Raw genomic sequence first — 22,600 nt, 5'->3', positions numbered from 1 at the left:
TACCCTATACAGTTTTAGCTAATTTCGAAAAACCTAGTTTAATCGCAGATTTAAGCTGTGCAAGGATTAATTTGCTTACAAAAGGTGCTCGCGCCTGCAATTCAATTGTGTAGGTCACTAAAGTTTTGTCAGCATCTTTTTCCTCAAACTCAATAATTCCTAAATGATGTTTCACCAAAGGATTTTTAATAATTTGATATTCGATGCGCTCATTAGGTTCCAGCAAAGTAATTTGTTCTTGCAGCGGTTTCATGGGGCCAAAACCCATACGGCGTACTGAACCAACACCATCTGGACGTTCAGGATCTGCAGAGTCTTTAATTCGCTCTACCTGAATCGGTGCAAAGGCAATATTATAAGTTGAGTGTTTTGATAACAAATCAAAAACCTGATCGATGGGTGCGTTAAATTCTTTTTTTACCTGAATGGAATTCATGACTTATCCTAAATTTTAATTGACAATACTTATTGTCATTTTATTTTACATGATTTGAATTAATGCTTCTGATCATTTAAAGACTTTTCTTGTAATCTCTGTAGCCGTTTTTGCTCACGCCGCATCTTAAAAAAATCACTCAGCTGCTTGGAACATTGTTCATTTAAACATCCAGCTTCAAAATCAAACTGATGATTATAATAACCTGTTTCGAATAACTTGCGCGCACTGATCAAAGAGCCTGCTTTGGGTTCGGTTGCACCAAACACCACTTTAGATACACGCGCATGAATTAAAGCCCCGACACACATGGTACAAGGCTCCAAAGTTACATAAAGAACCGAATCTTCAGGAAGGCGGTAATTATTCAAATTTGCACAGGCCTGACGCAATGCTTGAATTTCTGCATGTGCGGTCGGATCATTCAAAGAAATTGGCGCATTATATCCTACGCCAATAATTTGATTTTGACTGACAATAATCGCACCGACCGGAATTTCTTGTTTCGATGCTGCAATGGCAGCTTGCTCATAAGCAAACTGCATCCAGTATTCATCTTTCAATTGTGTTGCATCAGTCATTCTTAACCGATCACACCATAATGTTTCAACAGACTATTCCAACTTTCATTTTTGGTCACAGGTGGACAATCTGATAAAATTGCTTTCAACGAGAAATCCGCACCTTTAATCCACTCTGGAGATAAATCTTTATCCACCAAACGCGCTCGAACACCTTCTACAAAATCTGAATGACGAATCTTCCAGTCTGAAATTTGAGTTTCAAGCTCAAACACTTCATTCCAAGAATGAACCTGCTTGCCCCATTGCCACAATAACCAAGTTAAAGCAGCGGTTGTAGGCGAACCTTTTTGCAAGTTTTCACTCGCCTGACGTAGCCAGTCACTACGCGCATCACTCAAACCAATAATCGATTCATAGTCGTGCTCAAAGTTCACACCACGGCAAACACTGTGAATCACATCTAATGAGTTTTGCAGCGGACCAGGACCTACAGGGCGGTGCATCCCATTCAGTGTGTCATCAATGGCACGAAAATCACCGGCTGGATAATGCCCCCAATCTATATTGATGACTTTTTCCAGCACATTATCCCGCTGTGCATCACAAATATGCGTCGCCCAACCAATACCATAGGCACCTGCTGCCGTCATGATGGAACCGGTTAAGCCTGTAAACAAGCCTATAGCCCCACGATCAGCCAAGAAACGGGTTGCCCCGACATCTGGATATAAACCGATGTTAATTTCAGGCATCGCCAAACGTGAATAAGGTGTGACCAGTCGGAAAGGTGCAGCCATAAACAAGCCAAGCCCCCCACCCATCACATAACCTTCCCCCCAAACCAGTACTGGCTTGGCATAGTTATGCAGCAACAAATCTAATGCATATTCTTGTTCAAAGAATTTATTTGCCGTTTCTACTTCATCATTAATCACTAATTGACGAAGTTTACGGACATCCCCACCCGCACAAAATGCTTTTGGTGTGGTGGAATCTAGCCAAACGGCTTTCACAGCATCATCGTGCTGAAAATCCTGGAACACTTCTAAAAGTGCAGTGACGATGGATTCATCTAAAGCATGCAGAGATTTCGGACGGTTCAGGCGAACAATGCGCCAGCCATTTCCAGCTTCTTCTACAATAAGATCGGGATGATAATTTTTTAATTCAGGAGATTGTGTCATGCGTCCAGCTGCCAATTTATCGGCTCAATGCCATTTTGTTTCAGGTAATTATTTGCTTTAGAAAATACTTTACAACCAAAAAAACCACCACGGTTTGCTGCCAGTGGTGAAGGATGTGCAGCTTTTAAAATCAGGTGTTTATTCGGATCAATCCGTTGACCTTTGCGCTGTGCATATGCTCCCCAAAGGATAAAAACAATATGCTCACACTGCTCATTTAATACATCAATAATATGATCGGTAAAATCTTCCCAACCCTGTTTTTGATGAGAGGTTGGCTGCCCTGCTTCAACAGTTAATACTGCATTCAGCAATAACACGCCTTGTTCTGCCCAACGTGTCAAATCGCCATGTTTCGGAACAGGAATACCCAGATCGGCATTCAACTCATGGAAAATATTACGTAAAGATGGTGGTAATGCAAGTCCCTTTTGCACAGAAAAGCTTAATCCATGGGCTTGATTGGGGCCATGATAAGGATCTTGCCCTAAAATAACGACTTTCACATGGTTTAATGGGGTTTTATTTAATGCATTAAAAATCAGTGAACTTGGGGGATAGATCACTTTATCTGCATTTTTTTCAGCAATCAGAAACTGCCTTAACTCATCCATTTTTGGGCTAAGCAAAAAATCACTCAAAGCACCTTTCCAACTCGCATCCAACTGGATTTTATCTAGTTGAGCTTGCTGTTGTTCCGTTAAAGACATAATTGCTTCCTAATCCTTTTTTGAAAACCTAGTATGTGACTCAATGACCCTTAAATCTGTACCTGTAGATCAACACTCGGGTTTTGGAATTTAATTCCTTGTTGTAATTTTTCGTACATATCAGGGTCTGTCCATTCAGCTTGAACTTGTTCAGAGAACACAATTTGTTCAAGACTCAGCACACCCATTTGCGTATTTTCAATATCTTCTACAAAGCTTTGCGCATAGCCGGTATCTGTTTCATGCACAATCACCGAGTAAACCTCTACATCACCTTCCCCATTCTGGGTTTCGGTTGACGCAAGCACCTGTTGAGCCAAGTAGAAGAAAATACGTGAAAACTGTTCCGCTGAAGGAGAAACGGGCAAAGACACCCAACGGGCGCTAAACTTTTTGCAGGCTTCAATATATTCAGCATCATCATGCTGCCAAAAACAGATGGCATGATCAAAACTGTCAAAAATATCCTTGATTACGCCCTTCAGCAATCCGAAGTCATACACCATTTGACCATGATCTAGCTTCGAAGCTTTAAGCAATAATTCAACTTTATAACTATGGCCATGAATCGAACGCTTACAGCGATCCGATGTGCAGTTTCGCACAATATGAGCATTTTCAAACTTAAATAACTTACGAATTAACATGTGTGGTGATGCAATCAAAAATATGTGAATTAAATTGGATTATAAAGCAAAAGTGAAAGTCTGGGCATTAATTTTACTGTTCAAAGCAATTGGTAAAACATATGCGACTTAACCAAGATCATGAGATGGATTATATTTCAGCGTGTTGGTTTATATGATTAAAATGGCGCCATACTGCGATATGCCACATACACGGTTTTATCTTTACGCACCAAATCACTACTAAACTGACGTTTACGCTCACTTAGCAACACTTCAATTTTGGCTTTGAAATAACTGGATTGCACCCCCAGCAAATCATTCACTTCATTGCGGACATCAGGATTGACCTGGGTAAAAGGCTCAATGGTCCAAAAATCATTAATATTTGAAAAATACTCTAGATTGGCCTGACGTTGCTGCAAGATGTCCTGAACTGCATTGACATCCAATTTGGGATCGAGACTCGCAAGCAACATTGCGGGTGCTGTATTGACATTAACTTTACTGTCTGATGTAGGCGCGGCACTGACATAATCTGCAATTTTCAGATATTTTTGACCTTCAAAGCCACGCACCAATTTAAGCTCTTCAACGCTATGAAATTTACTGTTTGGCGCTAAATAACCGTGTGGCAAACCTTGATAGTAGCTGGCCTCTGCTCCCATCGCACCAATAGTCTCATCATCCGCATCTTGCCAATCAATCACGGCTTCACTCAGCTTTTCCGGCAAACCGACCCGCACTAACAGCTTTTCAAACCAGATTTTTGCTTGAGGATTCGGTGTGCCATCAGTATTGAGCAAACTATTTAAATTAAATTTTCCGGATTCATCCTGCAAAGTTCCCGAAACAAAGCCATCTTCCACCGGAAAAGCCGGCATCGGTTTGGCCCAATTTTCTTGCAGATGATCAATATCACCTGCATTTTCCGCATCATCCACCAAAAGCTCTGAAAAAAAGGCTTCTGCGCTTTTGGCATACAGCAACGATTGATTTTGACGCATTAAATATGCAGTATTTTCAGCAGTATTGGCCTGACGTTTGGCAATCGTCGCAGCAAGAATTGTTGCTAATGCGACCATCACCAAGATCGTAATTAAGGCAATACCCTGTTGCTGCTTCATGCTCAATCTCTTTAGATGTGGTTATGTTGGATTATTGGAATTATTATTTTGATTACTGTTCTGCGGCTTTAAATAGTCCGTATTCAACAGACTAAAAATCCATTCATAAGCAACATTTTTCACCATTAATTTAATTTTAATGCCTTTTGGTAATATCTGTTTTTGCGTGGCATCATTTAAATCCACTTGTTCCTCTGGCCATGAAGTCGACTCATTCGGATTCAGCACCACAATTTCAAACTGATCCACATCATTTAACAATACACTGGATTCAGGCTGATCGCGTCCGCTACTATTTAAATTACGATATTTCAAACGATAGAGTTTTTTTTCATCTGCACGATATTGGTATTCAACACGCTCATCCGGTGAAATACCCTGCTGCAAAGGATCAGTTACACCCGTTTTACTAAAATTAAAGCGGCCGTTTTGCAAAATCAAAGCAGGCTGAATATCGTTATTCATATTGGCATTGAGTGGCACGGCTTGAACGGTATCACGCAGAATTTGTTGATAGGCTTCTTGCAACTGTCCTAAATTCACTTCATGTTCAGTATTGCGCTCTTTGACTTTGATAAGATAATCAAAAACTTTCCAACCCAGTGCCGAAAGTACCGCAAATATGGCAATTGCGACCAATAATTCAACCAAGGTAAAGCCTGAGCGATGCCGGGAGTGTGGAGTTTGATTTTTTTTATTTTTCGGTTGCATCAAACTTTGGCCTTATAGTTAAAGAAAACTAGATTGGTAATACCGGATTCCACTTTACCGGATTCAGCATTAAACAAGCTGACTTGCACTTCTATACGCTGCACATTCGGACTAATCGTGGATTGTACAGATTTATCAATTTGCCAGCTTTCACCTTGCTGGGTAATCTGTTTGGACTGTGTGCCTTGCAGCCATTCTTGATTAATTTCCATCACGGCAACTTCATTTAAAGCCACGAATTGCGCTTTGGTGCGTAAAATTGCGTTTGATGTCGCTTGGGTATATTGCATCGCCACTTTGGTAAAAGCGATTGCAGCAGTTGCAAAAATGGCTAAAGCCACCATCACTTCCAATAACGTAAAACCTGAGCGAGGATAAACGAAACAACGTTTCGTCCGAGCGCAAGAGGAAGAACCATGTTCTGAGTACACACGATTAATTCGAGTAACACTCGAACATGCCGTAAGTCCTAAAGCTGTGCTTGAGGAGCAGCGATGAGTGAAACGCTGTTTCACCGCTGCGCAAGACCAAGCGCTCCACCTTAAGCACCTAGCTTTCATTGATTTTACCTAAATGATCAATCTCGATTTCTTCACCAATCGGACGTTGCTCGAAATAAAACTGAATCCGTACCGGTTTCGCGTCACCATTGCCTAGCCAAAGCAATTTCGGTGCATTTGCACTCAACAAATCATCGTTATTGGCATTTTCATAGGCATGGTCGAGTGATTGCACACTAAAGGAAACATGTTCGGGTAAAGCCCGTTTTTCAAATTCTGAATAGTCTTGCCATTTCTTATTTTCATTCATGACTGAATTTTGTGCAGCTTGAAGCGATGGAATCAAATATTCAACGACACCATAACGAAATGGCGATACATCTGTTGCGGTTTGAACATCCAGAGCAAAAATGCGTGCCTGATCATTCGCTTCTCGGCTCATCCTGCGCAAATCCATAATAAACACTTCACGTGCCTGCATGGCTTTACGCTGATCAACGCCATTGATATTGGTTAAAATTAAAGATGCCATGATTGCCATAATCACAATAACCACCATCAACTCTATTAAGGTAAAACCGCGAATTGATGATCCTGTGTGCTTCATGGCATCCCTTTAGGCAAATTGTTCCGTAGCGCGGATTTGTTTTGGCATTGCCAGGGCCTGATCAATATAAGCGACACGCAGTGTATCGCGTGAACCCAAATAACGCTGATAAAAACTAGAATTCAGGATGGCTGCTGCACCGTGAGTTAAAGCCCAGATTGAAGCCAAATAATCACGTACCGACATGCGACTTTGAATGCTTTCCAAATAGCTTTCAGTCATACGGAAAATAATCCGTAAGCGCTGCTTTCTCACCTGATACAGCTCACTGAACAAATGATGAATGCCTACACCTGTGGTAGAAAGACGTTCTTCAATTTGATGGAACAGCACGGTACGTTCCGGATGGTGTAAATGATGCAGCATAAAGAAAGCCAGATGTTCTGGAAAAGCTTTCTCCTCATCCTTAATCATCTCCAGCAACATCTTCTCATTACGGATAATGAGCAGCATGTAGAGTTCATCTTTACTTTGGAAATGTTTATATAGAGTCCCTTTCGCTAGATCGAGTTCTGCTGCCAACGCATCAAGCGTCATCCCTGATTCGCCATTTTCTAATAACAGTTGCTCTGCAACCTGAAAAATTAACGCTTCTCTTGCTCGAAACTGAGCCTGACGATCCATCTTCACCCTGTAACTCTCTTATGCGCTTGTATCAATTCGAATTATCTACTTTAAATTGAGGAAGTTTTCAAAGTTTTGCATGGTAATGAAAGCAATTTCCTCAACTGACTTATCATATACATCACTTAAGGCTTTGGCTACATAGGGAACGTATTTTGGTTCATTAGACTTTCCTCTATAAGGCATCGGTGCCAAATAAGGGCTATCCGTCTCAATCAGTACGCGATCAAGTGGAACCTGTTTAGCCACATCACGTAAATCTTGTGCATTTTTAAAAGACACAATGCCGGAAAATGACACGTAATAACCGCAATCCAGCACAGCTTTGGCAGTTTCCCAGTCTTCGGTAAAACAGTGCAAAATGCCATGGGTCGACTTTTCAGCACGAATGATATCCACCGTATCATGCTTGGCTGAGCGGGTATGCACCACTACCGGCTTTTTTACTGCCTGAGAGGCATGAATATGACGGGCAAAACATTGTTTTTGTTCAGCAATAAAATCGGTACTATGAAAATAATCCAAACCTGTTTCACCAATCGCCCAAACTTTTTCAGGCTGCGCCAGTTCAATCAAATAATCTGTGGTGGCGCGCGCCATGGTCGCCGGATCTTCACAGGGATGAACCCCAACACTGTACCCAACATCAGCATGACGTGCGGCAATTTTAGCAAGCTCGATATGGTCATCCAGATCCACCGAGATACTCATGAATTTGGATACACCCGCTTCACGCGCCTGTGCTAATGCCAGATCTAGATTCCCATCATAAGGCGTTAAATCCAGCAAGGTTAAATGGCAGTGAGTATCTACAAACACGGTGAGATCCTAAATCGGTTAAACAGCTACATAGTGTAACTAGTTCGACCCTCAGACTTAATACCTACAAGCAACTTTTCGGCTTCTGATTTGTAATAAACGCCTTTTTCCCCCGTCAACTGCATACCAAAGCCTTGTAATTTGATGCCATTTTGTTTTTGAGAAATCCAGATGACTTTACCTGTCAAAGGAATTTTTTGTGATTGCTCAGGCAAAGTTGCCAGTACAAAGACTTCTTCACCGATTTTTACCGGCTGTTTGGTTGGAACAAATAATCCGCCACCCACAACATAAGGCATATAGCTGGCATACAAAGTGTCTTTATCCGGGATATTGGCCTGAATAATACCGCCCATACGTGGTTGCATCATCTTCCCCTTTAAATATTTAAATGTTCATTAGTTTTATACACAATTGATCAAGCACCAAATTGCTTTGTACATTCTGCTCGATAAACTGTTTGGATTGTTGCAAGTCGGAATAAATCGTAAATAAAAATTCCAATGTATATTTTTCTGATAGCCCACTCAAATCCAAATCCGGATTTTTAACTTGCTGATTGAGCTTGACACAAATTAAATCGGACAACAAGTATTCAAACATTTGCGCAAAATCACTAAAACTTAAGGCTTTGTTCCACTTGGTCGCAATTGCCATCGGCATATTCTTTTGTGTCACTAATTTTTGCCAGTCATTTAGAAATTCCTGTCGCTTATTCAACCATTCAGCTTGCGCTAATTGCATGGCCTGCAAAGGCATTTGATTGGACAGGTTCAGCAACAGTTGTTTTTGGGTTTGATCTAAATCGGGTAACTGCTGAGATAAATACTCGCCTGCTTGAACTTCAGAGATACGATCCAGAGCAAAATGCTGCAAACGGCTGCGAATAGTTGCAGGAAGTTTTAGATAATGATCGGCCAATAAAATAATGACCACACGATCACCCGGTTCTTCAAGGGTTTTCAGTAAGGCATTGGCAGAAGCCATATTTAAAGCTTCTGCCGGCTCAATCACAATCACCCGCCAGCCATCTACCGTTTGTTGCACAAAGGGCAATAAGTCACGAATTTTTTCGATCTTGATTTTCGCATTTTGCTTTTTATTGTCTTCATCCGTGCTGATATACACATAGTTCGGATGGGTATCCGATTTTAACCACAAACAACTGCCACATTCACCGCAAGGTGCATTGTTGGCATGACGATTGGCACATAAAACCCAAGCCAAAAAATATTGCGCAAACGCTTCCTTGCCACAGCCTTTTTTGCCATAAAAAAGCAAGCCATGCCCAAGTTTGGGGAAACGCCCTGTTAGCGTATCCCAAACGGTCTGTTGCCATGGATAAACTTGTGCGACCACATCATTTTGCATTGAATTAAAGCCCAACCTTATCCCAAATTTTACTCAAAGCAGGAAACATCCATTTCATTGAGACGATCTAAATCCGCTTGCGTATCAACGCCTGGTGGCAAGTTGGCTTCAGCAACAGCAATCGCAATACGATGCCCATTTTCAAGCACACGCAATTGTTCAAGGCTTTCCAGTTGTTCCAGCACACCCATATCCCAAGACACATATTCTTGAAGCAAATTCACACGGTACGCATATAAACCCAGGTGACGGTATGCCTGAGAGTGTAATTCTTGAACTTCCTGTTTAGCACCATCACGATCATAAGGAATGGTCGCACGGCTAAAATACAAGGCCTGGTTGTATTTAGACATCACCACTTTCACGATACTGTCACGATGAAACTCGTCCAGGCTGTGAATTGGCTCACACAAGGTCGACATTGAAGATTCAGGCTGTGATTCTAATAGTTGTGCTACCTGTTGCACCAGTTGAGCAGGAAGCAAAGGTTCATCGCCTTGTACATTGACAATAATATCTTCACTTGCCCAACCTTTAATCCGGGCAACTTCGCTTAAGCGATCTGTGCCTGATGGATGATCTGCACTTGTAATGACAACATCTACACCTTCTGCGCGGCAAACTTCAGCAATACGCTTATCATCGGTTGCAACACATAAATCGTCAAAACCCGCAACTTTTTTTGCCTGATCCACCACCCGTAAAATCATGGGGCGGCCATGAATTTCCAGTAATGGCTTACCTGGTAAACGTGAACTTGCAAAACGTGCGGGAATAACAATATGTTTCATAAACGATGAACCTTAAGAAATTTGAATACCGAGTTGCTGCAATTGCTGATGCAAGACTTCATAACAGCCAGGCGAAAGTACAGCCTCAACAGGCACTACCCAAATTTCACGTTTGAAATCTGGATTTTGCTTTAATAACGGCAGCAGTTTCACTGCATCTTTTTCGGTGGTAATAATGGGATTCCCATCTTCAAATTGAAGATCGGTGATTTCATAATCATAATGATCGGGAAATTCATGACCCTGAAACTCATGAATCCCCATAGAATCTAAAGTTTGATAAAAGCGCTGCGGAAAACCAATGCCGACCACTGCATAAAAATTGTCAGCTGGATTAAATGGCGTGTCATCTACAGCATTGAGTAAATATGGTGTAGCCACTTGCAAATGCATATTTAAAGCAGAGCGAGGCTCTGCGGCATGCTCAATAACCGTGCCTTTATTTAAACGGCTGGGAGGCTCACGTAAATACCCTTCAGGCAATAACTTCTGATTACCTAAACCACGATTTTGATCCAGCACAATCCATTCAATTTGACGTTGTAAAGCCATGTGCTGCAAACCATCATCACTAATAATTAAGTCCAATTCATGCTTGGATAATAAATATTCAATACTGCGCTGACGATTGGAACCGACAACCATTGGAACCCCGGTGGATTGAACAATCAAACAGGGCTCATCGCCAACGATGTCCGGTACAGATTCTAGATCGACATAAGCGGGAAAAGGACCTTTCCCGCCATAGCCTCGACTAATTACCCCCACCCGAACATTTTGAGAGTGGAGATAATTCACCAGCTGGATCAGCAGTGGCGTTTTACCACTCCCACCCACCGTGATATTACCAATCACCATCACCGGGACCGGGGCTTGATAGCTTGATTTAATGCCCGTCTGGTAGAGCTTTTTATTCAATAAAAAACCGGCACGATAAATCCATGTCAAAGGTCGAAGCACAATTAACCACTTGGCTTGGCTATTCCAAGCATCCTGAATCAATTGTGCCATTGACATAAATCAATTTTCCTCGAAATTACGCTGATGCAACTGGTAATAAGCACCATGCTTAGCAATCAGTTCCGCATGTGTACCTTGCTCAACAATTGTACCTTTATCCATCACCACAATACGATCTGCATTTTCAATGGTCGATAAACGATGTGCAATCACGATGGTTGTACGATCTTGCATGGCTGCATCAAAAGCCCGTTGAATAAAGTATTCCGATTCATTATCCAGTGCACTGGTGGCTTCATCAAGAATCAAAATCGGCGCATTTTTCAAAATCGCACGGGCAATAGCAATACGCTGACGTTGACCACCTGACAGATTCAAGCCCTGTGCACCTAATGGCGTATTGTAGCCTTGCGGCAAAGCCATAATAAAGTCATGCGCATAAGCCGCTTTTGCTGCTGCAATAATATCTTCATCAGATGCACCTTCAAGCTGACCATAGGCAATATTTTCACGCACAGTCCGGTTAAACAGCACCACTTGCTGATTCACCATCGCAATCTGGGTTCGCAAGGTATTGATATCCAGCGCTTGAATATCATGCTGGTCCAAATAAATATGACCCGAGCTGGCTTCTTGAAAACGCACCAATAGATTTACTAAAGATGTTTTACCCGCGCCTGAACGCCCCACCAGCGCGACCGTTTCACCCGCTTTGACATCCAAGTTAAAATCATGAATGGCTTGATGACCATCGGAATAAATTAAATTCACGTTTTGGAATTGAATATTACCTTTAAGTACCGGCGTTAAAGTTCCTGTATTTTGCTCTGCAGGTAAATCGAGTAATTCAAAAACTGAATGGGCTGCCGCCATACCGCGTTGTAATTTTTCATTCACATCGGTTAAAGCTTTAATTGGCTTGCTTAGCATCCCTGCTGCTGTGATGTAAGCAACGAACTCACCGGCACTGGTATCACGCAAAATTTCTGGTCGTAATGCAATCCAGATAATAAGCCCCATTGCAATCGACATAATAAATTGCACAACAGGGCTATTCAGCTGCTGCACCACCACCATTTTCAAACCACGTCTTAAGTTCTCAAGCGAGTGATCTTTAAAACGGGTTTGCTCATACGCTTGACCACCAAAACCCTTGACCACTAAATTGCCATTTACCGTTTCTTGCACCACATGGTTAACATCACCCATGGTGTCCTGAACTTGCAAAGATAATTTACGCATTCGTTTTGATGCTTGACGAACCAGAAAACCCATCAAAGGTGCAAAAATCAGAATGATCAGGGTTAGTCGCCAATTGCTATATAACAAGTAGCCGAGCAATCCAATGGTAATCAAACCTTGTTGCACAATGGTTTTGAGGGATTCTGATGAAGCAGCGGTTAACTGCTCCACATTGTACATAATTTTAGCGGTGATATGACCGCTGGTATTGTCCAGATAATACTGCGATGGAAGCGTTAACAGTTTTGAAAAGACTTCCTGACGAATATTAAAGACCAAATTCCGGGAGATCACTGCCGTGAAATAGCCCCCGATAAAAGAACCTACTCCACGGAAAAACATCAGTAGAATGACCAAAAAGGGAAATATAGAAGTAAAGCCTTGGTCTCTATGCTGGATTGCAGTAATGATTTTTTCTAGCAGCTTTGCAATAGATACTTCTGTAGCAGCACTAATTGAAAAACCGATAAAAACCAATATCGCCACACCCCAAAAAGGCTTTAAATAGCCTAAAAGACGTAGATAGACTTTAAAATCTTGCTTCACTAATAACCTCTAGACGGAACTTTAGTACTAATATTGATATTAACAAAACCCAGTTGACCTGCAACATCCATCACCCGAATCACATCCTGATGCGTGGCTTTGGCATCCGCCGCAATCACAAACATTAAATCACGGCGATCATTAGAAATCTGTTTAATTGCAGTATTTAAATCTGCCACATCTTTACTTGCAAGCGATTGTCCGTTAATTGAATAATGCCCGGAAGCATCCACAACCACTTCAACTTTATGCTCATATTGCTTAGGCGGAACACCTTGCGCATCTGGCAAGGTCAAATTCATGCGACTAAACTGGTTAAATGTGGTGGATAACAGTAAAAAAACCAGGATAAACAGCAAGCAGTCGATCATGGGGGTTAAGTTAATATGAATATCTTCAACTTGTGTACGTTTGAATTTCATTTTCCACCCTAACCTGCTTTTCTCATATCTTGTTCTTCATCTGTAGAATTTTGATAGAAAAGTGCTGCGTGGAATAAGGTCGATTGTTGCTCAAGTTCAGCAACATATTCTTGTACCAAACGCTGAAAATAACGGTAGGCAAACAATGCAGGAATGGCAATAAACATTCCTGCTGCAGTCGTAATCAAGGCTTTTGAAATGCCGGGAATCATCAAGGTTGGATTGCTGTTAGTGCCTAGATCAACCACCAAAAATGATTCAATAATACCCAGAACGGTACCCAACAAACCTAATAATGGTGCCACGGCACTGAGTGTACCCAAGAAATTAATATTTTTTTCCAAATAGCCAATTTCTTGAGAAGCAGTGCTTTCCATCTGTGCGCGGGCATACTGCTCATTTTTATTTTTACTTTGATAACCTGCAGTAAAGATGCGCCCCAAGGTACTACTTTGCAATACTTTATCTTGTTGCAATTGTTGCATGACAACATCGGCATTTTGACTTTGATTCAGTAACAATGCTTTGGGCAAAATCATTGATTTTTTTAATCGAATAAAGCGCTCAATGGTTATTGCTACTGTAAAAATCGAACATAAAACAAGAGGAAGCATCAGCCAGCCTCCTGCTTTGACTAATTCCCACATCTGTTTTTCCCCAATAAAACCAACAAAAAATTATTCTGCGAAACAAATATTCAAAATACCATCTAATTCATCAAGTGAATGATATTGAATGACAAGTTTTCCTTTACCTTGCTTATTATGATCAATTTTTACAGCTGCACTAAAACGCTCTGCTAGACGCTGCGTCAACTGCTGGATATCTGGTGCAACATCCACTTTGGCTTTTTCTTGTTTAGGCGTGTTTAAATCGCGGACCAGTTGCTCAGTTTGACGCACCGATAAACTTTTTTCAATCACATGCTCTGCAACTTTAAGCTGATCTTTGGCTTTTAAAGTCAAGATTGCACGCGCATGTCCCATATCCAGCAGACCTTGCTGCATGAAGTCCTTGACGGATTCAGCCAAAGTCAAAAGACGCAATAGATTACTGACTGTAGTACGTGCCTTGCCGACTGTATCGGCAATTTCCTGGTGGCTTAAACCAAATTCTTCATGAAAACGCTGTAATGCCATGGCTTGATCAATAGGATTCAAATCTTGACGTTGAATGTTTTCAATTAAGGCTAATGCAATGGCAACCTGATCGGTCAAATCACGTACAATCGCCGGAATTTCAGTTAAGCCTGCAAGCTGTGCAGCACGCCAGCGTCGCTCACCGGCAATAATTTCATAGGGAAATTTTTCATCATCGATTGGACGAATGACGATGGGCTGCATCACCCCATGTTTTTCAATCGAAGCGGCAAGTTCTTGAAGATCAGGTTCATGAATAAAACGACGCGGTTGATATTCGCCCCGTTTAAGCAAATGCACATCAATTTGTTTCAACTGCCCATGATCTAAACCTTGCGCTTCCATCTGTAATTTTTCTTTTTGGATTGAACCAAGCAAGGCATCCAAACCACGACCTTTAGCTAAACCGCGTTTTTTTGTGGTCATGCTTTAATTCCTTTTTTTACTTTACTTTTCTTTAACACTTCAGCCGCTAAATTTAAGTAAGCAACTGCGCCTTTTGAATTTTTCTCAAAATAGATAATGGGCAACCCATGCGCAGGCGCTTCAGCCAGACGTACATTACGCGGAATCACGGTGTCGTACAGCTTCTTGCCAAAGTATTGCTCAAGTTCTTCTGAAACATCACGTGTCAATGCATTGCGAGCATCATACATGGTGCGTAACACACCAACAATGTGCAAATCCGGATTGAGTGCTTGCTGAATACGATCAATGGTTTGGGTTAAATCCGCCAAGCCTTCCAGTGCATAGTATTCACATTGCATTGGAATCAGCACACTATCCACCGCTGCCAAAGCATTTACGGTAATCAGGCTTAAGCTGGGTGCACAGTCCACGATAATATAATCAAAAGAATGTTCTATTTCTTTTAATGCTTCACGCAGAATGAACTCGCGACCATCCTGTTCTGCAATCGCAAGCTCTACACCCGCCAAATCACGGTTAGCCCCTAAAACTTTATAACCAACTTCTGCTTTACTAATCGCTGTTTCAATCGGAACTTCACCCAATAAAACATCAGTTACCGAATACAGAAGATCATTTTTTTGGATACCAGAACCCATCGTGGCATTCCCTTGTGAATCCATATCCACAAGTAAAATGCGCTTTTTTAACACAGCTAACGATGCTGCCAAATTTACTGCGGTTGTGGTTTTGCCTACACCACCTTTTTGGTTCGCAATCGCAATAATTTGTGCCATGGTAACCCCAACCCTTCAAAAATAATTAAATACGTTTTAATAAAAGCAGATGACGCTGTTCATCCAGTCGCGGAACCTTTAATGCAATGATGTCACAGCTAAACTCTTGCTGAATGGCCGCTACTTCTTCTTCAGGAATGAGGCCTTTCATTGAAGCAATAATACTGTTTTCATGCATATAAGGTTTTGATGCAGCAACAAAGTCGGTTAATGATGCAAAGGCACGACTGGTAATGACATCGAACTGCCCCAAGTCATTGATGCTGTCTTCATTTTCAACACGGGTTTGCACTGCAATGACATTTTTTAATTTTAAATCAGCAATAAACTGCTTCAAGAAACGAATTTTTTTGCCATTTGAATCCAGCAAAACACATTCACGCTCTGGCTGACACAATGCAATGATCATGCCCGGCATACCGCCACCCGTACCAATATCCAGCAGACGCCCTTGTGGCAAGTCTTTTAAAATACTTAAGCTATCCAGTAAATGCTTGACCAGCATTTCCTTTGGATCACGAATTGCAGTCAAATTATATGCTTTGTTCCACAACACCAAAGCATCTTGGTATTTGAGTAATAAATTTAAAGCCTCATCGCTGAGCTCTAAACCCAAAGCCTGACTACCCTGCTTGAGTTCTTGAAAAAACGTATGCATATACAATTAACGTCTCGAAAAAGTTAGGTGAAGTATACCGATTTATACATGAAGTCACAGTAGCGAGTGCTTAGTGAATACGCACTTAAGCGTACAAGCCTCGCTTAATTTGTTGATCCAGTACATTTAATCGTTCCGGAGTGCCAACATCGACCCAAACAGCATGCATCTTCGAAGCAGATATCTTCTGCTCAAGCATGGCCTGTTTCAGCAAGGGTGCCAATGGGCGTTTACCACCTTCCAGACCCTCAAACATTTTAGGATCAATCACCGCTACACCACTATAAGTGAGCGATTCACCCTGCTGTTCTTGTTCGAAGGTATAGGCGCGACCATTTGCCAAGGTAAAATCACCCTGCGGATGCTGTTCCGGATTGGTTACAAATACCAGATGTGCTAAATCTTCTGCAAGCTGCACATTCAATAAACAACTAAAATCCATGCTGGTCCAGACATCACCATTGACCAGAATAAACGGCTCTGTACCCAGCAATGGCAAGGCATTGATAATACCGCCAGCAGTTTCCAGGCCTTCGCCTTCATGTGACCATAAAATGTTCACGCCAAACTGTGAACCATCACCTAAAGCACTCGCCAGCTTGTCGCCCAACCACGCAGTATTAATGACAATTTCAGTCACACCGATTGCCTGTAATTTTTCAATATGCCAGACAATGAGTGGCTTGCCACCCACTTCAAGCAAAGGCTTGGGTGTATGTAGCGTCAGTGGACGCATACGGTTACCCATCCCGGCCGCAAGAATCATCGCTTTCATTATGCAGCAACCTCATATGTGCCATATTTGGCTTCAAATTTCGGCATCACTTTGGCTTGGATAAACTGCATAAACGGTTGTAGTTCCGCATAATCTTTACTTTCTTCAAGTAAATACCACATCACACGTGGCAAATCTTTCAAGTAACCTGTTTTTCCATCACGTTCAAACAAACGCACAAAGATACCCAAAATCTTAATATGACGCTGAATCGCCATAAAGTCTGCGTCACGTTTAAACTGTTCAAAATCACGGTCTTGTTTTGCAGTTTCAGGCAACAATTCATAGAAGACCTTAAACCATTCATAAACACGATCCGCATTCCACTGCACATACGCATCACGCGTAATTGAAATTAAATCGTAAGTATCTGCACCAATGACCGCATCCTGAAAATCAATTACTCCGAGATCTGTTTCACCTTCAATTTTCATCAAGTTACGGCTGTGAAAATCACGATGCACAATCACTTGCGGTTGCGCCAATGCAGCATTGGCCAAAATCGCAAAGGTGCGTTTAATTAAGGCTTGTTCATCTTGAGTTGGCTGGATTTGTAATGAAGGCAACATCCATTCTGTGAGCAACTCCATTTCAGAAATCAGTTTTTCATAGCAATAAGCCGGAAAGTTTTCTGTACCATCAATCGCTTGTAATTCGATCAACTGTTTAAAGCTTTGCGCATAATAGGCATCAACAGTGACATCGTTCAGCAAGGTTGAGAGCAAAACATCACCAAAATCTTCCAGCAATAAGAAGCCTTGTTCCAGGTCTTTTGCAACGATATGCGGTACACGGACACCATGACTATCGAAAAACTGGTCAATCGTCACAAAAGGCACACAATCTTCTTTTTCTGGTGGTGCATCCATGAGCATAAATGTTTTATTATTCAAATTGATTCGTGCATAACGACGGAAGCTTGCATCGCCTGGCAAAAAATTAATTTCAAATTGATCTGAATCAAGTACAGATGTAATCCATGTATGTATGATTTGTTCACGTTGTGTTTTCATTTGCGATAAATTCTAAAACAGGCTGAGTTTTTAAAGTACTAAGTGTAGCCACTTATAAACTTTTTCTCTATGATGCGAGAATAATTAATTGCGATTAAGCATACTTGGTTAATGATACAAATGAAGCATCAGTTCAAATTTAATCCTTTAGCGACTGCTATCTTGACCCTTTTATGTGGCAGCTCGATTTCAAGCTATGCTGAGTCCACACTTCCAGCTTCGACTGTCGACAACCAAAAAATGAAGGACAGCATTCAGGAAGCTTATCCTGGACAACAATTTTTTGAACAATATTACGTTGATAAATCCTCACCAGAAGCGCAACAGCGTCAGGGACAAAATTTAAGTTCCGCCTATTGTAAAGGTGCCTGGGTTACGCCGATTAGCCCGGAGACCCAAGCGGTAGATCCGTCTGAAGCCACCTCAGTTGTGACTGCAGATTATGGTCATTACGATCCCAAAGGCGATTCTGTCCTTGAGGGCAATGTCGTTATTGATCAACAAGGTCGCCAGATTCGTGCCGATAAAATCACCATTGACCAGACTCAAACTTTTGCCAATGCTGAAGGTCGCGTGCAAATGGCACAAGCCGGATTGCTCGCACAAAGTGATCAGATCAATTACAACTTAAAAACCCAGCAAGGCGATTTAAATAACAGTTTCTATATTTCTGAAGAACAACATGCGCATGGCCGTGCGGAGAAAATTGCCCGTACTTCTGAAAATGTTGTGGTGATGAACAATGCGACCTATAGCACTTGTCCACCCGATGAAACACCCACCTGGAAAATTCAGGCAGATAAAATCACTTTAAATCAGGAAACGGGTCGCGGAGAAACGCGCGGAACCAAGCTCTATGTTAAAGATGTTCCCGTTTTGGCGGTTCCCTACTTTAACTTCCCGATTGATGACCGTCGTACCACGGGTATTTTGACCCCAAGTTTTGGCTTTACCAACGACGGTGGTGTAGAACTCGCTGTTCCGGTTTATTTAAATCTGGCGCCAAATTACGATGCTACCGTTACGCCACGATATATTGCTGATCGTGGAGCCATGCTTGAAGGCGAATTCCGTTATTTAACCGAGAATTACGGCTCAGGTATGATTTGGGGCGGTTATTTGGCTTCGGATGACAAATATGATGGCCAAGACCGTAAAGACTTGCATCTATTGCATCAATGGCAAATTAACGATCAATTTTCTACCAACCTGGATTATAACTACGCCTCAGATAAAGATTATTTCTCTGACTTAAACAACAACCCCAACTCGAAGACCGACTTAAACTTGCGTCGCGCTTGGGAACTTAACTATAAAAATGGTATTCCCGGCTTAAAAGCCCAGTTAAAAGTTGAAGATTTCCAGACTCTGGACAAGTCTGTTTCTGATCAAGACCGTCCCTATGCCCGTTTACCACAGTTCCTGTTAAATTATAAAACAGGCAATCCACTGGGTTTACAATACGAATTTAATAACGACACCGCTTACTTTAAGAAAGACATCAGCCTTTCTGATACAGCCAATACTGGCTCCTATGAGCCAAGCGGTACCCGTATTTATAATGACTTTTCTGTTCGTTATAACTACCGTAATCCGTGGTCATTTGTCATTCCGGAAGTGTCGATTCGTAATATCAATACTTTCTATGATCAAGACACCATTAATGCCAACCAGAACACCAATTCTTCAAGTGAAAATCAATCGGTGACTGTGCCGCAATTCACTTTAGATACCGGTTTGACCTTTGAAAAAGAGGGTAAATTTTTACAAACCATCACACCCCGTGCATTTTATGCCTACGCACCATATAAAAACCAGGATGGTCATCCAAACTTTGACTCGACAACCGCATCGATCAATTATGACCAGTTATTTAATGCACGTCGTTTCTATGGCCATGACCGTTTAGAAGACAACAATTTCTTATCTTTAGGTCTAAGTTATAGCTTGTTTGATGAAATTGGTCTGGAACGTTTAAAAACCAGCGTTGGACAAAGCTTCTATTTTGAAGATCGCCAAGTAAGTTTAGAAAATGAAAGCAATCAGTTTGATACTGAACGTCGTACCGGCCCTGTTTTAAGCGTATCTAGCCAGCTGTCACAAAATTTCACGATCGGTGCCAACTCGGCATGGATGTCGAATGGCGACAATGCTCAACGCGACTTCCAGCTTTATTACACTGGTGAACAAGGTAACCTGTATAACGTGGGTTACTTCTATCGCCAAGACATTCCAAACCAGCAAAAGCAATATGACCAAGTCGTTGCATCCTTCATTCAGCCAGTCTCTAACAACTGGCGCATTATGGGACATGCTCAATACGACATAGACAATAATGTAGCGCGCGAATATCTATTGGGTGTAAATTATGAAGCGTGTTGTTGGGGTGTTTCGGTTTATGGACGCTCTTACTATAATGACCTGGATGATGTGAAGGCAGAGGGCGTCAATGCAAAACGCGCCATCATGGCTGAAGTCAGCCTTAAAGGCTTAGGTGGTTTCAACAAAAAGCTTTCATCATTACTAGAAAACCGTATTCTAGGTTTTAATAAAATTAATCAATCTTGGACACAACGTTAATGAAGACAATACAGTTAAAACATTTTTTTAAAGCGACTGCTCTTGCTTTAGCCCTTTCTTCATCAATGGCTACATTCGCGCAACCAACAGATGAAGTTGTGGCTTTGGTAGATAACAGTGTCATTTTGAAAAGTGATTTAGATCAAAGTATTGCAGAAGTAAAACACCAATTTGAAAGCCAAAAAAAACCAGTTCCACCAGAGCAATTCCTAAAACAGCAGGCTCTTGATCAGCTGATCATTCGCCAAGCTCAACTTGAGCAGGTCAAACGCTACAATATCAAGCCCAATGAAAAAGAGCTGAACGAAGCTGTAATGAAAGTTGCTGCTCAGTCCGGTAGCAATAGTCTGGAAGCATTTCAGCAAAAACTGGATGCGATTGCACCTGGAACTTATGAATCGCTGCGTAACCGTATTACAGAAGATTTAGCCATCAATCGCCTACGTCAACAAATGGTGATGTCACGTATTAAAATTAGTGACCAGGACGTGGACAATTTCTTAAAAACACCGCAAGGTCAAGCAGCCTTAGGCAATCAGGTACATGTATTACATGTACGTATTTCCGGCAACAACAATGTAGCAAAAGTTGCTGAGCAAGTGAAAGCGGCATTAAAAGATAGCAATGATATTGCTGCAATTGATAAAAAATTCACTGCCAATGGCGTGAAAGTCGAAAGTGCAGATACGGGCTTTCGCAATCTGTCTGACATTCCAAGCGAACTTGCGGCACGTGTAAGTCCACTCCAAGTTGGACAAACCACTGACCTTATTCCCGTGCAAGATGGAATACATGTTTTAAAACTCATTGATCGTAAAGGTGCGGATCAAAAAGCCATTGTGCCTCAATATAAAGCACGCCATATCTTGATTCAGCCTTCTGAAGTGGTGAGTCCGGAAAATGCCAAACAGCAAATTGACAGCATTTATAATCGCTTAAAAGCAGGTGAAGATTTTGCAGTACTGGCTGCAACGTTCTCTAATGATCCAGGTTCTGCGCGTGATGGCGGTAGCTTGGGCTGGGTTAACCCGGGTGTTATGGTTCCCGAATTTGAAACTCAAATGAAAAATACACCTGTAGGTCAAACCAGTGCGCCATTTCAAACCCAATTTGGCTGGCACATTCTTCAAGTGACAGATACTCGCCAACAAGATATGACGCGTGAATATCAGGAACGTATGGCACGTCAAATTTTAGGTGAACGCCAATTTGATGCAGAGCTAGATAGCTGGTTACGTGAAATTCGCAGCAATGCTTTTGTTGAGATTAAGGATCCGAGTCTGGATCGCAAAAAGAATAAATAACGCTCACACTCTTTAAGCCAAAAGCGATTTAAGCTAAAACTTATTTAAGCCATAAAAGCCAGTTGTTTAAACAACTGGCTTTTTATTTCAGACAAGAAAAACTCAAAATCATATAAATCGGATTCTGTTAAATAAAAAAAACCTCTCACAAGGAGAGGTTTTTAAGAATCAACAATTAACGATTATTTTCGTCATCTTGAGGATCTTCAAATTTTGTTTCGCCTTCAAAACCAGGGTTTGATTGACCACCGAAGCCGCCTTGACCACCGAAGCCGCCTTGACCACCAAAACCACCGCCTTGTTGACCACCAAAACCGCCTTGACCACCAAAACCGCCTTGAGCACCAAAGCCGCCTTGACCGCCGAAGCCACCTTGGCCACCGAAGCCACCAGCTTGACCACCGAAACCGCCAGCTTGACCGCCGAAGCCACCTTGACCGCCTTGAGCACCAAAGCTACCAGGAGCGCCTTGAGCACCAGCAGGAGCACCAGCAGGACGTGGGTTACGTGCAGGAACGACTGTAGAAATCGCATGTTTATAAACCATTTGGCTTACAGTATTTTTTAATAAAACGACATATTGGTCAAAAGATTCAATATGACCTTGTAATTTGATACCGTTAACAAGGAAGATAGAAACAGGGATGCGTTCCTTACGGAGAGAATTCAAGAACGGATCTTGTAAAGTTTGACCTTTAGACATGTTATAACTCCAAAAAAATTTAA

26 protein-coding genes are annotated in these 22,600 nt (G+C 41.8%); 2 read left to right on the top strand and 24 right to left on the bottom strand.

The window, feature by feature from the left end; all coding sequences use genetic code 11:
- Nucleotides 1–4 precede the first annotated feature (4 nt).
- From ACU0NF_RS00450 to ACU0NF_RS00340, 23 genes are all read right to left on the bottom strand, one after another.
- Nucleotides 5–436 carry an SRPBCC family protein gene (locus tag ACU0NF_RS00450; protein ID WP_445659772.1) on the bottom strand — a complete coding sequence of 144 codons (432 nt, stop codon included), beginning with the start codon at nt 434–436 and terminating at the stop codon, nt 5–7.
- A gap of 59 nt (nt 437–495) precedes the next feature.
- Nucleotides 496–1,017 (bottom strand): tRNA adenosine(34) deaminase TadA, encoded by a 522-nt coding sequence (tadA, locus tag ACU0NF_RS00445; protein ID WP_445659771.1) that lies wholly within the window; start codon nt 1,015–1,017, stop codon nt 496–498.
- Between the two features lie 2 nt (nt 1,018–1,019).
- Complete coding sequence (locus ACU0NF_RS00440; protein WP_131382845.1) at nt 1,020–2,144, bottom strand: enoyl-CoA hydratase/isomerase family protein; 1,125 nt, start codon at nt 2,142–2,144, stop codon at nt 1,020–1,022.
- A complete protein-coding gene (gene ung / locus ACU0NF_RS00435) occupies nt 2,141–2,854 on the bottom strand; it encodes a uracil-DNA glycosylase (protein ID WP_131382846.1) in 714 nt (237 codons plus the stop codon). Before ung ends, ACU0NF_RS00440 begins: the two co-directional genes overlap by 4 nt.
- A 50-nt stretch (nt 2,855–2,904) precedes the next feature.
- The gene (locus tag ACU0NF_RS00430) at nt 2,905–3,501 is read right to left on the bottom strand and encodes a 6-pyruvoyl trahydropterin synthase family protein (protein ID WP_131267294.1); all 597 of its coding nucleotides are present in this window, start codon (nt 3,499–3,501) and stop codon (nt 2,905–2,907) included.
- Nucleotides 3,502–3,659: 158 nt separating this feature from the next.
- Nucleotides 3,660–4,607: a type II secretion system minor pseudopilin GspK gene (gene gspK / locus ACU0NF_RS00425; RefSeq protein ID WP_445659770.1), complete on the bottom strand. Its 948-nt coding sequence runs from the start codon at nt 4,605–4,607 to the stop codon at nt 3,660–3,662.
- A 21-nt stretch (nt 4,608–4,628) separates the two neighbouring features.
- Nucleotides 4,629–5,318, bottom strand: a complete 690-nt coding sequence (gene gspJ / locus ACU0NF_RS00420) for a type II secretion system minor pseudopilin GspJ (protein ID WP_445659769.1) — start codon at nt 5,316–5,318, stop codon at nt 4,629–4,631.
- Nucleotides 5,318–5,749 (bottom strand): type II secretion system minor pseudopilin GspI, encoded by a 432-nt coding sequence (gene gspI / locus ACU0NF_RS00415; protein WP_445659768.1) that lies wholly within the window; start codon nt 5,747–5,749, stop codon nt 5,318–5,320. The genes gspJ and gspI overlap by 1 nt, the downstream gene beginning before the upstream one ends.
- Before the next feature lie 118 nt (nt 5,750–5,867).
- Nucleotides 5,868–6,425 carry a pilus assembly FimT family protein gene (locus ACU0NF_RS00410; RefSeq protein ID WP_445659767.1) on the bottom strand — a complete coding sequence of 186 codons (558 nt, stop codon included), beginning with the start codon at nt 6,423–6,425 and terminating at the stop codon, nt 5,868–5,870.
- A 9-nt stretch (nt 6,426–6,434) separates the two neighbouring features.
- The gene (locus tag ACU0NF_RS00405; protein ID WP_445659766.1) at nt 6,435–7,049 is read right to left on the bottom strand and encodes a TetR/AcrR family transcriptional regulator; all 615 of its coding nucleotides are present in this window, start codon (nt 7,047–7,049) and stop codon (nt 6,435–6,437) included.
- 45 nt (nt 7,050–7,094) lie between these two features.
- The gene (locus tag ACU0NF_RS00400; RefSeq protein ID WP_445659765.1) at nt 7,095–7,868 is read right to left on the bottom strand and encodes a TatD family hydrolase; all 774 of its coding nucleotides are present in this window, start codon (nt 7,866–7,868) and stop codon (nt 7,095–7,097) included.
- A gap of 26 nt (nt 7,869–7,894) precedes the next feature.
- The gene (locus tag ACU0NF_RS00395) at nt 7,895–8,236 is read right to left on the bottom strand and encodes a PilZ domain-containing protein (protein WP_067726035.1); all 342 of its coding nucleotides are present in this window, start codon (nt 8,234–8,236) and stop codon (nt 7,895–7,897) included.
- 19 nt (nt 8,237–8,255) lie between these two features.
- Complete coding sequence (locus ACU0NF_RS00390; protein ID WP_445659764.1) at nt 8,256–9,239, bottom strand: DNA polymerase III subunit delta'; 984 nt, start codon at nt 9,237–9,239, stop codon at nt 8,256–8,258.
- A 29-nt stretch (nt 9,240–9,268) separates the two neighbouring features.
- On the bottom strand, nt 9,269–10,030 hold the full coding sequence (kdsB, locus tag ACU0NF_RS00385; RefSeq protein ID WP_445659763.1) for a 3-deoxy-manno-octulosonate cytidylyltransferase: 762 nt from the start codon (nt 10,028–10,030) through the stop codon (nt 9,269–9,271).
- A gap of 12 nt (nt 10,031–10,042) precedes the next feature.
- Nucleotides 10,043–11,047 carry a tetraacyldisaccharide 4'-kinase gene (lpxK, locus tag ACU0NF_RS00380; RefSeq protein ID WP_445659762.1) on the bottom strand — a complete coding sequence of 335 codons (1,005 nt, stop codon included), beginning with the start codon at nt 11,045–11,047 and terminating at the stop codon, nt 10,043–10,045.
- A gap of 3 nt (nt 11,048–11,050) precedes the next feature.
- The gene (gene msbA / locus ACU0NF_RS00375) at nt 11,051–12,778 is read right to left on the bottom strand and encodes a lipid A export permease/ATP-binding protein MsbA (RefSeq protein ID WP_445659761.1); all 1,728 of its coding nucleotides are present in this window, start codon (nt 12,776–12,778) and stop codon (nt 11,051–11,053) included.
- On the bottom strand, nt 12,778–13,200 hold the full coding sequence (locus ACU0NF_RS00370) for an ExbD/TolR family protein (RefSeq protein ID WP_445659760.1): 423 nt from the start codon (nt 13,198–13,200) through the stop codon (nt 12,778–12,780). Before ACU0NF_RS00370 ends, msbA begins: the two co-directional genes overlap by 1 nt.
- 8 nt (nt 13,201–13,208) lie before the next feature.
- The gene (locus ACU0NF_RS00365; RefSeq protein WP_445659759.1) at nt 13,209–13,847 is read right to left on the bottom strand and encodes a MotA/TolQ/ExbB proton channel family protein; all 639 of its coding nucleotides are present in this window, start codon (nt 13,845–13,847) and stop codon (nt 13,209–13,211) included.
- Between the two features lie 30 nt (nt 13,848–13,877).
- Nucleotides 13,878–14,765 carry a ParB/RepB/Spo0J family partition protein gene (locus ACU0NF_RS00360; RefSeq protein ID WP_445659758.1) on the bottom strand — a complete coding sequence of 296 codons (888 nt, stop codon included), beginning with the start codon at nt 14,763–14,765 and terminating at the stop codon, nt 13,878–13,880.
- Nucleotides 14,762–15,544 carry a ParA family protein gene (locus ACU0NF_RS00355; RefSeq protein WP_445659757.1) on the bottom strand — a complete coding sequence of 261 codons (783 nt, stop codon included), beginning with the start codon at nt 15,542–15,544 and terminating at the stop codon, nt 14,762–14,764. Before ACU0NF_RS00355 ends, ACU0NF_RS00360 begins: the two co-directional genes overlap by 4 nt.
- A 25-nt stretch (nt 15,545–15,569) precedes the next feature.
- Nucleotides 15,570–16,202, bottom strand: a complete 633-nt coding sequence (gene rsmG / locus ACU0NF_RS00350; RefSeq protein WP_131267307.1) for a 16S rRNA (guanine(527)-N(7))-methyltransferase RsmG — start codon at nt 16,200–16,202, stop codon at nt 15,570–15,572.
- A gap of 85 nt (nt 16,203–16,287) precedes the next feature.
- Nucleotides 16,288–16,977 carry an N-acetylmuramate alpha-1-phosphate uridylyltransferase MurU gene (murU, locus tag ACU0NF_RS00345; protein WP_445659756.1) on the bottom strand — a complete coding sequence of 230 codons (690 nt, stop codon included), beginning with the start codon at nt 16,975–16,977 and terminating at the stop codon, nt 16,288–16,290.
- Complete coding sequence (locus ACU0NF_RS00340; protein WP_445659755.1) at nt 16,977–17,990, bottom strand: aminoglycoside phosphotransferase family protein; 1,014 nt, start codon at nt 17,988–17,990, stop codon at nt 16,977–16,979. Before ACU0NF_RS00340 ends, murU begins: the two co-directional genes overlap by 1 nt.
- 120 nt (nt 17,991–18,110) lie before the next feature.
- On the opposite strand from ACU0NF_RS00340, the gene ACU0NF_RS00335 reads away from it, so the two are divergent.
- Both ACU0NF_RS00335 and ACU0NF_RS00330 read left to right on the top strand, forming a co-directional pair.
- A complete protein-coding gene (locus ACU0NF_RS00335; RefSeq protein ID WP_445659754.1) occupies nt 18,111–20,570 on the top strand; it encodes an LPS-assembly protein LptD in 2,460 nt (819 codons plus the stop codon).
- Nucleotides 20,570–21,874 (top strand): peptidylprolyl isomerase, encoded by a 1,305-nt coding sequence (locus tag ACU0NF_RS00330; protein WP_445659753.1) that lies wholly within the window; start codon nt 20,570–20,572, stop codon nt 21,872–21,874. Before ACU0NF_RS00335 ends, ACU0NF_RS00330 begins: the two co-directional genes overlap by 1 nt.
- Before the next feature lie 175 nt (nt 21,875–22,049).
- Here the strand turns inward: ACU0NF_RS00330 and hfq are convergent, their stop codons facing one another.
- Nucleotides 22,050–22,577: an RNA chaperone Hfq gene (gene hfq, locus ACU0NF_RS00325; protein ID WP_370983335.1), complete on the bottom strand. Its 528-nt coding sequence runs from the start codon at nt 22,575–22,577 to the stop codon at nt 22,050–22,052.
- Nucleotides 22,578–22,600 lie beyond the last annotated feature (23 nt).

The sequence above is a fragment of the Acinetobacter sp. F16 genome (assembly GCF_052712855.1).
This window is presented reverse-complemented; position numbering and strand designations above follow the sequence as displayed.